This is a genomic window from Flavobacterium plantiphilum (genome assembly GCF_046000495.1).
Taxonomy (GTDB): Bacteria; Bacteroidota; Bacteroidia; order Flavobacteriales; family Flavobacteriaceae; genus Flavobacterium; species Flavobacterium plantiphilum.
The window spans coordinates 61808-74035 of record NZ_JBELQA010000007.1; the positions used below are offsets into that span (position 1 = coordinate 61808).

A 12228-nucleotide genomic window follows, 5' to 3' on the forward strand; every position below is an offset into this window, starting at 1 on the left:
TATCAGCAATAGTATTTACTGATACCTTTCCGGAACTTTTAGTTGATAATATTACTAAACTTAATTAGTGAGTTATGTATACCGACGTTAAGGCACAAGTAGTTCATACTTCGGAATTATGCTTTTCAAAATAGCGCATTTTATTCAAACAGAACCATGTGTGTTTTTACGACTCTTTCTTTTGAGTTCACTCTCTTAGCGGTATATTCTACACCCTCATACATTTTTACATTTCCGGTATATTCCATTGTAAATTCAACATTATCCTGAGTTGCTGTTAGAACTCCGTTTGAAAATGTACTAGCTGTACCTTTACCGGAAAAATTCACTTGGTATTGCTTTCCGTTTTCAGTTACTGTAAAAACACCTTCAGTGGGTTTTATACTTAGACCATTGGCAACACGCAAGCCTTTATCGGTTGAGGTAATATTAATTCCTAACAACGATTCGCCCCAAAGTGTATATGTAAAAGGTGCTGCTGAGGAATAATCTCCCAACATATAGTCTCCCTTTGTCAGTTTCTTATCCTGAGAAGAAAACAATTCAAAATAAACTACTGCAGCATCAGTATTGTTTCCCGAAAGCGTTTCGGAACGGGCTGAAAAATCAGTATTATAGGAATTTCCTTTTTTGCCATAACTTTCCAAATAAGCCTGAGAAAGTGTAACAGTTTTATCGCCTATGGTTAATGAGCCTTCGTTTTTTGCACTTTGAGATTCATCAGTATCATTAGAACAAGCGAAGAAAAAACAAACAAAAACCAGCGAAAATAATTTGACTATAGTATTCATAATTATTACATTTTTTAATAATAGTTATTTTAAAATAACAGGAGGCAAAGTCTAAAAGTTTGGCCTCCTTATTTTAAACTTATTTAATGATAATTTTTGCGGTCATACCTGATTTTGAACTTTGGATTAAATAATAACCCGCAGGTAAATCACTAACTGAAATTTCAGTTTCAGAGTTAGTTGTATTTATTTGTTTTACAACAAGACCTGTTACAGAAACAACATTCACGGTATCATTCTCAACTGATGATTTTAAGGTTACACTATGCTTAGCCACGGTTGGGAAAGCATAAAATTCCTGTAATTTTTTCCAACGAGCATAAACTGACACATTCTCTGTCTGATTAACATCAAAGCCTGTAATTTCAAATAAATAATCAGCGTCAGCAAACCATCCCATAAAACGATAACCTCTACATTGAGGAGCTAGTAACTGATATGCCGTTCCAATTTCTATTGCTTTTAAATTAGAATTAATTACCAATTTAGGTAAGTTCATATATGAAACGGAATAAGTTGTTGGTGTTGTAACAATTGGTTTATTATTACCTCCATCTCCCCAAAATGCGTAGAATGTCAAAGCTCCTTTTGATGTTGCTGAGATTGACTGTATCACAGCTGGTACAGTTGCTGAATTAGACCATCCAAAGAATGTATAGCCTTCTAATGCCGGTGTTGGTAATAGTGTTACACCACCTTCTCTGTATTCCTCCGGAGCTACTGTTGTCATTGTTTGTCCGTCAATCGCATTAATATACGTAATTGGTGAAAAAGTTGCAGTTGTTTTTAACCATCTTGGATCTCCTAAAACCCCGGCAGTTAATGAAGCCGTTGCCAAAGGTGAATTGGCAGAGAAACTAAAGTCGCCTGCTGTTGGATTTGGAAATAACAGTGTTGTAAGACCTAAACTGTTTACTGTTTTTATGTTCGTTTCTGAAGTAGTAACCGTTCCCTTTACTAATTGAGAAGTTACTCCGTCATTTAAATTATTATCTAAAACAGCTCCTCCAGCTCCACTAGTATGATTTAAATACAACAAGTAAGTTGTCTTTGGATTTTCCAGCTTTTGCTGCATAATATTGTTTTTAAAACTATAAGATGAAGCAATAGCGTATGGATTATTTATATAAACTAATGCATTAGTATCCTGACTACCTACATTGTAAATCGTATTACTTTCTACCACCACATTAATCACCTGAGCAGTATCAGAACTATTTTGCAGGGCAATGAAATTATTCGCTTTATCAAAATTATAAATTGTCGCATTTTTCACTGTGAGTGCTTTTACAAGATGCGCATCCGGCTGGATAAAATTAGCTCCAATAACCGTAGATCCGTCAATAATACAATTATCAATAGTTATAGCATCGATACTGTTTTCACTATTTCCTTCGGTTAACAACAAACTTTGCTTCACTCCTTTGATTGTCGCATTTTTGATTTCCAAAGAAGATAAACTGGCTCCATTTTTTAATTGAATAAAATTCGAATTTCCATTATTTAAATCAATAGCTACACCATCAAAACTAAATCCTGAAGTTGCAATAGCAGCATTATCAGTATAGAAAGAAGTAGCTAATACAGGCTTAGCATCTCCGTCAGGTACAAAACGATATTTATTATTAGTTATAGCCAATGGAGTTGTCGAAGTATAAGTCCCTGCTGCCATAATAAATTTACTACCATCTTCGGCTTTATTGTATTTTTCAACAAAATTCTCCGGATTAACATAAATATCTAAACTCCCGTTTTGACTATCTGTGATGCGTTTTACAAGACCATATAAGTACACCTCAACATTGGTATATAAACCGTCAACAGTAGTCATATTACCATCAATCGGATTATTAGGATTTAAGCCGTTTTCGTTCTCCCAAGTATCCGGCATACCGTCTCCGTCAGTATCAACTGGAGCATCGGCTGTAGGCAATACTGGCCATCCACCTGCTGCTGATGGAGTATCGATATAACCATTAGTACTGCCGTTACCCCCATTCATAATAGTTGCTGTACCGGAACGAGTATCATTTACAGCACGTAAATCTACGGCATCGCGATACAAACTAGCTCCTACATATTCTAAAACTAATTCATAAGCTTTAGTAGCGCTGTGTGTGGTAACTTCACCTGGGTTATGTGGTGTCTCAATTTTCACTTCCGCTTTATCAGCATCACTTACCGGCAATTGACTACCATGAAACTGATTATATACTCCATAAGTCCAGTTGTCCTGAGTAGCTCTTGCAGAGCCCACTACATAATTTCCATCCACGTAATATTTTCCCCAAATACCATACAAAGGAGAAGTGGTATCTAAACTTCTTCCGGTAGACAAAATACGCTCCATAGTAGAACTGGAGGTTCCAGGTCCTGGTTTCCAGTAGTTGTTTACTAAATTGACATTCATGGCATCTCCGCCATAGCAGCTGTTTCCTCCCCAATTGTATATCACATTGTTACGAATGTCTACTAAGTCAGTTAAAGCAAATGGATCGTTAGCATATTCCCCTAATCTTGGATTACGGCTATCGTGATGTGCTAACAAGTTGTGATGGAAAGAAGCATTTTTACCTCCCCATACACCACCATAACCATGACCACCTTTAGCATGAACCGAATTTCTCAGACTCTCAGAAATCGCACACCATTGAAGTGTGAAATTTTCATTTTGATAAAAAGAAACACATTCATCCGTTGACCAGCTCATCGAACAGTGATCTACTATAATATTTTTTTGAAAACGTCCTCCTAAAGCATCATTTTCTACGTCATGCGTATCCCCCATTCTAAAACGTAAATAACGAAGAATTACATTATTACCTCTTACCTTAACGTTATAATCCTGCAACGTAATACCTCCACCGGGAGCAGATTGACCAGCAATGGTAATATTATCTGTAATATTCAATTCACTTTGTAACTTAATGTTACCAGAAACTTTAAACAAGACAATTCTAGGACCACTTTGATTAATAGCATCACGCAATGAACCTGGACCAGAATCATTTAAATTGGTTACATAAATTACTTTACCGCCGCGACCTCCGGTTACATATTTACCATGTCCCTCGGCACCAGGGAAAGCAGGAACTCCAGTTGAGCTACCTCCTCCACCAGTATTACTACTGCTTACATCAATCTTACCAAAACCTGTAAAAAATTGTGGATGGGTTGTACTGTCATAGGAACCTTCAGCTAATTCAACACCATTAAGGGTAAATGTTTTAACCTTAACAATCGTATTTAAAACAGCTTTTCCTGTCTCTGTAAAATTAATCTTCAGGTTATCTCCCGCAGCCTGCTCATGGCTAAAAATAACCTGATTATCCTGACCTACGTTAATAGTTCCGGAACCTAAAGCATTAGGTGAAGATCCTTCTAATACATTGATATAATTAAGCCCATCATATTTGGTACTTTTCTGTGTTAAATCCCAAGTACCATTAAACGCTGTATTATCTCCTTTTAAAAGTAATACCCCTGTATTTACTATACTACCCTGACCTATATTGAATGGAATTATATTTCCGTTGCCTGAAATTGGTCCTAATAATGTCATTGTAGTTTGATCAGCAATAGAAGATTGCATCTCAAATTTCACATTCCCTGAAATTACCAGTGGCGCTTCCAGTGACATTCCGGCACCGCCTGTATAATAGTACACACCAGTCCCATCTTTTAAGATTAAGCTCCCTGTTGCTTTATGAGCACCTCTTAAACGTAATCTTCCACTGCCTGAAAAAGTAATATCAGCAGGAAAAACAGTAGCTGTTGTTTCAATTTCCTTTGTCACGGAAACTTGTTTACCTGCTTCCGGCATTGTAGCCGGATCAAAATTGGTTGCTACATCCCAACTTTTGTTAGTAGCTCCTGTAAATACATAATCAAAGTTAGTTGGTGGAATTACCGAATCAGGCTGATTATTTCCATTTTCACCCCAAAAGGCATGATATACCTGGTTTCCTGTAGCATTAGTTGGTATTGCAGTAATTGTATTAGGCGTTGTAGCTGAAGTTGACCATCCGTAAAATGTATAACCTTCTAAAGCTGGTGTAGGTAATGTTACTGCTGTACCTTCTGTATAAGTCACAGGAGTTAAATTAGCGATCGCTACATTTCCAATTGAATTCATATAAGCGATGGAAGAAGTTACTACTCCCCCAATTGTTAATTTACTTAAAGGACTCAAACCACCATAGGCATTGGCTGCCTGAACAGTATATTCATGAGAACCTGAAAGCACTTCTGCATCTATGTAGGTGGCATCTGTAGTAATGGCTAAAAATTTTCCATCTTTACATACTACATAACAAATAGCATATTGATTAGCATCCCAGGAAAGGGTATTATTTTGCCCCATTGCTAAATTAGCCGGAGCAGCAATTTGCTCCACAATTTCCAATGGATTCCATTTATCGGTACCACTTAAAACATTTTCAATGGTATAAGCGTCTGCTTGTTCTTTGGTCAATACCGGATTGTAATTTCCAGTTGTTGGCACACCATTTACGGTAAACACATTGGTTCTATTGTCTGTATTTACTTTTACACCACTACCATTCACACTATTGTATTCGGCAAAAAGAGCTGGTACAGTTCCCATACTTGCCCAACCTACTGCATTTGGTTCTACCAACATTTTGGTATTCAAATAAACCGCTCTTGGTGCATTTTGCCAAGGACGTCCTAAATAATAACTTGTAGTTGCAGAAATCGTACAATTATTGAAAATATAACCATTCTGTACATTAGCATCATGGTTTGGTGCCACAATATAACCTGGAGCTACTGAAACCAAATTACATTGCTCGTACCAATGGGTTCCTCCTCCACAGATAAAATCAACATCTCCTTCAATAGTTGATTTGTAATAAAAGGTTCTGTTTCCTCCTGTTACCTCTGTATCCTGTTTACTTCTTAAACGAACGCCATTATACACATTACGGTCACCGGCAGGATTCAAAGCAGGACGTTGACCCGATGTAGTTACACCGTCTTTATGTTCCACAGTTACATTTTCCATATATAAGTCATTGGCCTCAATAGCCAAAACCGCATTCTTAATCCCCCATCCTGGATTACCTTGAAGGATAACACCATCTTTAGATTGAGCAATCAAAGAGACATTATTTTTTCCAGCAGGAAGCGTTAACAATACTGATTGTGGATTGGTTCCATCACCACCTAAATTGTATGTCCCATTCGTAATAAACACCAGGTATCTAGTTGCCGAATTACTTGGAACTTTATTAAAAGCTTCAGCAATTGTTTTTACATATTTTCCTGAAGCCACCTGTTCATCGGAAGCATTAGCATCAACAATTAAGTCAAAATCGCGCTTAGCAGGTATTGGTTTCTGAATGGTTGTAAATACAAGATTTAAAGCTGCCGCACTATTACCTGATAAATCCTTTACATAACCTTCAGGTAAACTAAAAACATATTGTTTATTATATTCTAAGCCAAAATAACTAAATTTTACTGTCTTGTTTACAAATTCAGCAGTCAGATTTTTTCCGTTTAATGTTGCCTGACCGGCACCAAATTCAACTGATTCATCATAATTTAAAATAATTGTTCCACTAGCACTTGCTGTTGTAGCACCTTCAGTAGGAATAGTGGATTGTAATATTGGCGCAGTATTATCCACTACTAAAACCTCATCGGCTTTTACCATTACATTTGACAATACCGTTGCGGTAACATCAGTTGCACTACCGTGAGTTGGTCCATTCACATTAGGGAACCATCTCAGATAAATTTTTTCTTTACCCTCAGCTTCTGCAGGAAGCACACCTCCAATGGATGTAATAGAACTAGAATTGATAGTTGTCAAACTGGAAACATTGATGAAATTTACCCCATCTACAGAGTATTGGAAAGTCCATTCGTCACATCCGTAATAATAGCCTATTAAACCCGAAGACACATTGATATTTTTATAACCTACCGTAGATAATGTAGTCATAAAATAAAAAAATTGTCCTCTGTCTGTATTCCATACACCTACACCATTTAAGCCTCCTCTGTTGATAAGTCGAATATTTTGCGCCAGCGAATTATCAGAAACGTGATATCCAAATAATTGAGGCCTGTTTTCTACGTTAGAATACAATTCCGCAACCCTAGGATTAGCATACTGTTCATTTTTAAATGTCCACCCTGCAATAAAAGACACATTGGCATAATTAGCTGTAACATTAGTATTCGCATTGATTGTTACCACTTTGCTCAAAGCAGTGGAGCCATCCTCCCAATTACTGAATTTTATAACCTCATTTTCAACTGCTGTTATGGTCACATCAGTTCCTTTTTCATAAATAGAAAAAGCACCATCTTTTCCTGCAGGACTTACGGTATAATCACCTAATCCGTAAGCTCCTGCTGCATTTACAGTTAATGTAAATGTTTCTAATGTCTCATATTCGGCTACTAAAGTAGTGTTAGCCGTTATAGTAAATGTATATGGATTGGCTGTAGAAACCGTAGTTCCATCACCATCAGTCCATTTCGTAAATTTATAACCAAAGTTCTTATTGGCTGTCAGCGTTACTTCAGTACCCTGATTAATTTGCGAACCTGCCGGATTAGCGGCGATTGTACCTGCAGCAGCCGGACTCAATGAAGTGGTTAAAGTATAAAGTACCGCATTAGGGTCATTTGTTACTTTTTCAAAATAATCTACATTAAATAAATACCCTGTATTTGTTGGGTGTTTAAAAACAAGATAAAGATCGTGGGTACCGGTCGTAGAAGTGATATTGGTTGAAAAAATCTTATAATCTGACCAACCTGTACTTCCGGACACCGTAGCTGTTCCTAGTAAGGTTCCGTCAACGGCATCCAATCTAAACTCGATTGTTCCTCCTGTAGCTCCTGCCGCTTTTACATCAAAACGAGTATCATATTGATTAAACACATGCCCGGTAAATTTAATCCAGGTGTTATTTTTGACATATCCTAGATTTCCAGTTCCGGAAAGTGTCGAATTGGTTTCGGCTCTCGCACCAGAAGCCTCATTGAATGTCTCGGCTTCTATCCGCTGAATTGTTTCTGAATACCCTATTACTGAAAAAAGCAGCAGTAACAAGGAAATAAAGTATTTTTTTTTCATTTTTTGGTTTCTTTTGGTTATCTGGTTTTCATTTCCTCCGTAAACGAAAATCTTATTCATTTAAAATCTGTGTCGGAGGTCGGTAATTCGTTTTAAAAATTCTTTTGTTTCATACTTGTTCGTTTTTAAGGTTACTATTTTTTAATTTATAATATTACAAATCCCAATATATACTGCTATTGGATTATTTTAATCTGATTTTTAATCGTTCCAGAAACTTTAATTTCCTAAAAATCAATTTTATTACCCTCAATATTCAGAAAAATCGATTGGGTTAAACTACCTCCAGTAACAAATAACTGTTTTTGAGCTGAAGATTTATAACTGTTAAATCGAATATTCTGGTTGTTAACCATTTTAACCAAAAAAATTTTGTTTGGCAAGGTTGAAATCAACAGGGTCAAATTCAATTTGAATGGCGTAATTGATTTGTATTCCCACTTTTGATAGCGCAAATACATTCTTAACAAATTTGCACCAATTTTTTATGCCATAAATACCGGCTCTGAGCACGTCCCCAAACACGCGAAGAACTGCCGGTGGTTTTATTGTCTCAAAATTGAACCATTAAATTCAATCCCGTTTTAAGATGAAACATCTGCTTTTGATTTAATTCCACTTGAAAAATGGCATCATTTATGATCCACCTTCATTTTAAGATTTTACAAATATTACGTTCTAAAAATAAACAGGAATAAAGAAGTACCCTAAAAGGATACTTCTTAACCTATTTCAATTTAGAATTTGTTTATAGTTACGGAAGCCATCTCGTATCGCCAACTCTATTCGTTACAATTGGAGAATTCGAATCTTTAATCATTAAATTTCCTTGAGTAGGATTCACAAATAAATCCTGTGCACTAATACCTAATTCAGTTCCCTGAATTGCCGAAGCTCCAAGTAAATAATCAGTAGTTGTATAATTATTACCAAAAGTCGCTGTGGTATTAGCAGCAATAGCCTGAATTACTTTACCACTAGCAGAAGCTAATAACACATTCTTGAATATTAATGTAGAACCTACCGCTGCAGGAATATTAATCAATGACCGATTATACGCATAGTCATAAACTGTTATGTTTTGATATTCCAAATGAATAGGATATGCTGAAGAACCATAATCAAATAAATTTTTAAAATTTCGATTTTTATCTGTCGTTCCATAATAATCTCGCATGAATGTACAATTGGAGAACACGGCACTTTTAATATTATCAGCTCCACCTGAACCACAAACAAAAGTACCATAAGGTCCTGTGTGTCCTCCTACTTCATCGAGTGTAGTATAGCTCATATCAAAACTTCCAATCTCTTTGTACTTACCACTTCCCTGATGTCTCCAGAAGCCTCTTTTGAAATAATTAAATACACAATTGTAAATAGAAATTTCCCCTACAGTCCATGAATTACCACTATTGAAGAAATAACTGGCATCAATAGTTTGATAGAAACGAATATTTTCAAATGATAAAGAAGAAATATAGGAACCTTCGGCAATGTTCCAGTTTCCATTCATTTCAATTTGTGGACGCTCTCCCTGAGTTCCTCCAATCAATTTAAATCCTTTCACAATTGTAAATGGTGTAATTTTAAATAAGGAACCTGCTTCCAGAAAATATTCGGTACCTTCCGGAATATCGGGATTTTCATTATTTTCTCTTAGTAAAGCATCCAAATCCATTCCATTAGTAACCAAAATTGTTTCAGCAGAAGGACCTGCAGTACGGAAAGTTACCTGATTGTATGGTTTATCATAACGTCTTAGCTTATTGTTGTCAAAAACATTCAAATTATATAAGGTATTTTTTTCCAAACCAGTTAAAGTTGCTTCTCCATTTAAAATTTCTTCAGCGGTCAGATAACGACCTACTGCAGGTACATCCTTATTCAAGGCAGGTTCTACAGAAATACTATCTACCGGATTTTGAGCATCAATAATCCAGCTAACCTTTACTTCATTTTCACCAATATTAATTTTTTCTACCTTATTAAGGATTGCAGCAAAAGGAGGACGCTCTTCTGTTAAAGCACTGGTGTAAGCCCATTGCGAATTATGAGCAGTATTGACATGATTGGCTCTTAATCTAATATAAAACTGTGTTTTATATGGAATGTCATCCATAAAAATCTGCGTATCAGTTACCGTAAATGATTTATACAAACTTTTATAATAATTATCCGTATGTAATTCTACCGTATAAGAATCGGCATCATTTACTTTGTACCAGACTAAAGCAATAGAATTGCTTTCTACCAAAGGAGCAGCTAGTACAAACTTTGGTTGAAATAAATCGTCTTGTCTGTTATAAATCAAATTGTCAGCCTGACAAGATTTTAACAACACCCCCATTAGCAATACGCTAATGAAGGATAAAATTTTAGTTGCTATTTTTGAATTTTTCATGATAGAATCAATTTAATAGTTAAAACCATAATAATTTTGGATAGCTCCACGATGGTCTGTAATTACCTTGGAAGGATACGGACATAAATATCTTAGTGGATCATTTGGAGCAACCGAAGAAGCATTATTAAAATTGATAAAACCTCTAAAACTCCATTTGATATCATTCCTTGGTTCATAAGAAGCGGTTTCATTATTAAGTGAATACCAGCTTGTAGCAAACACTTGTTCGGTATAACCCGCAGGTCGGGCATTGAGAATTTCATCAATTCCCTGGATATCTAAAATGGTTCTTGAGGTATTGTTTGGATCGGTTATGTCTTTCCAGTAGACACTTCCCGGTACCTGATCGATTCCCGGAACAAAAGCCCCATTGGCTACTTTACCCCAATTCAGTAATTTGTAGTACTGATTGTAAATTACTTCTCCAAATTTATTCCAGCGAGCCAAATCAAATTTACGTTTGCTCTCCCCTCCAAACTCCCAGGCACGTTCGTCCATAATAGCCTGAAAGAAACTTTCTTTAGTAGTTTTGGAATTCACATAATCTTCTACTTTCTCCCCCCAGTTTGCTTCTGCAAAAGCTCTTCTTCTTACACGTTTTAAACATTCCTGTGCATCATTACGAGGTCCAAATCGCTCATTTACTGCTTCTGCATACATCAATAAAACATCAGCAAAACGCATCCATGGAAAATTGACACCTGTACCACTACTACTTGTACTTCCAAGAGGATCATTCATATACAACTTTGACCATTTAGCAACAGCCAAACGAGCCAAATCCAAACGAATTACTTGATTTAGATTCTCATTATAAGAAAAAGGTGCACAAGTCATATCACGTCTCACATCTTGCTTGTCAAACGAGTATAAATAGGTTCCACACAAACTTAAATTTCCAGAAGCACCTCCATATGGATGATTTCCCTCGGTAATTGGGATACCTAAATAATAAGCATATTGACCAGCAGAATTTTTCAATAACGGCAACGAAAACATTACATCATCATCAACCGGGGTTTCCCAATTATTTTGTTTCACCCAAAAATCGCGGAAACTTAATTTTAAATCATGATGCTGTTCTTCGATAACTTTTCCTAAATAAGTAATCGCAGTATCATAATACATTTCATAATTATCTCCTCTTACCATTTGCCCAACACTAGCCGGATTATTGGTATCAGGTCGTAAAGTCCATCCGCCACGAGTCAGTGCCAATAGCCCAATTAATCCCTGGTTAAAACTTCTTGAAGCGCGTTCTACACCATAATCTAATTGATTAGCATATTGCATCAATGGCTCCACCGATTTTAAATCGTTAATTAAAAACTCAAGAATTTCATTTCTATCTGTAACTCCTACATAAAAATCCTCATCTCCAGTAGAAGATTTAGTTCTAAAAACAACATCTCCCCAAATACGGATCATATCTAAATAAACCATGGCTCGAATTGTTTTCACTTCTCCATAAAGTTGAGTCACAGCTGACGGAGTTTCCTTGCTGGCTGACTTATAAAGATCGGATTGCTCAATTCCTTGAATCACATCATTGGAAAGATTAATAATTCGATACATGGCATTCCATGTAGAATTTAAGGTCGTCCAATAAGGCTTTGGCTCATAGCAGGCCAGATCGGAACCATTAACATTTACCGTATTTGTGGATACCCCAGCCATTTCAACATCTGTATTCATATTGAACACAAAAGCCAAACGGTTTGAATAAGCATCATCCGTTAGCATGAGAGTATAAACTCCGGCAACTGCCGATTGCATATCTTTCTCTGTTTTAAAAACTTCTGCTCCGGTGAAGCCAGTGTCTGGTTGCACATCCAAATAATTTTCACAAGCAGTAAAAAGCATTGCAAAACTTAACAGAAGACTATATAATATCTTTTTGTTCATCTTTTTAT

Annotated in this window: 4 protein-coding genes; all 4 read right to left on the minus strand. The window is 36.2% G+C overall.

Going from position 1 to position 12228, the window contains the following annotated elements:
* Positions 1-140: 140 nt before the first annotated feature.
* The 4 genes from ABS764_RS12780 to ABS764_RS12795 all read right to left on the minus strand — a co-directional run bounded on the left by ABS764_RS12780 (position 141) and on the right by ABS764_RS12795 (position 12220).
* Complete coding sequence (locus ABS764_RS12780; protein WP_408082192.1) at positions 141-791, minus strand: hypothetical protein; 651 nt, start codon at positions 789-791, stop codon at positions 141-143.
* Positions 792-870: 79 nt separating this feature from the next.
* Positions 871-7908, minus strand: a complete 7038-nt coding sequence (locus ABS764_RS12785) for a pectinesterase family protein (RefSeq protein ID WP_408082193.1) — start codon at positions 7906-7908, stop codon at positions 871-873.
* A gap of 754 nt (positions 7909-8662) precedes the next feature.
* Complete coding sequence (locus ABS764_RS12790) at positions 8663-10312, minus strand: DUF5123 domain-containing protein (RefSeq protein ID WP_408082194.1); 1650 nt, start codon at positions 10310-10312, stop codon at positions 8663-8665.
* Positions 10313-10324: 12 nt separating this feature from the next.
* Complete coding sequence (locus tag ABS764_RS12795) at positions 10325-12220, minus strand: RagB/SusD family nutrient uptake outer membrane protein (protein ID WP_408082195.1); 1896 nt, start codon at positions 12218-12220, stop codon at positions 10325-10327.
* Positions 12221-12228: the final 8 nt, after the last annotated feature.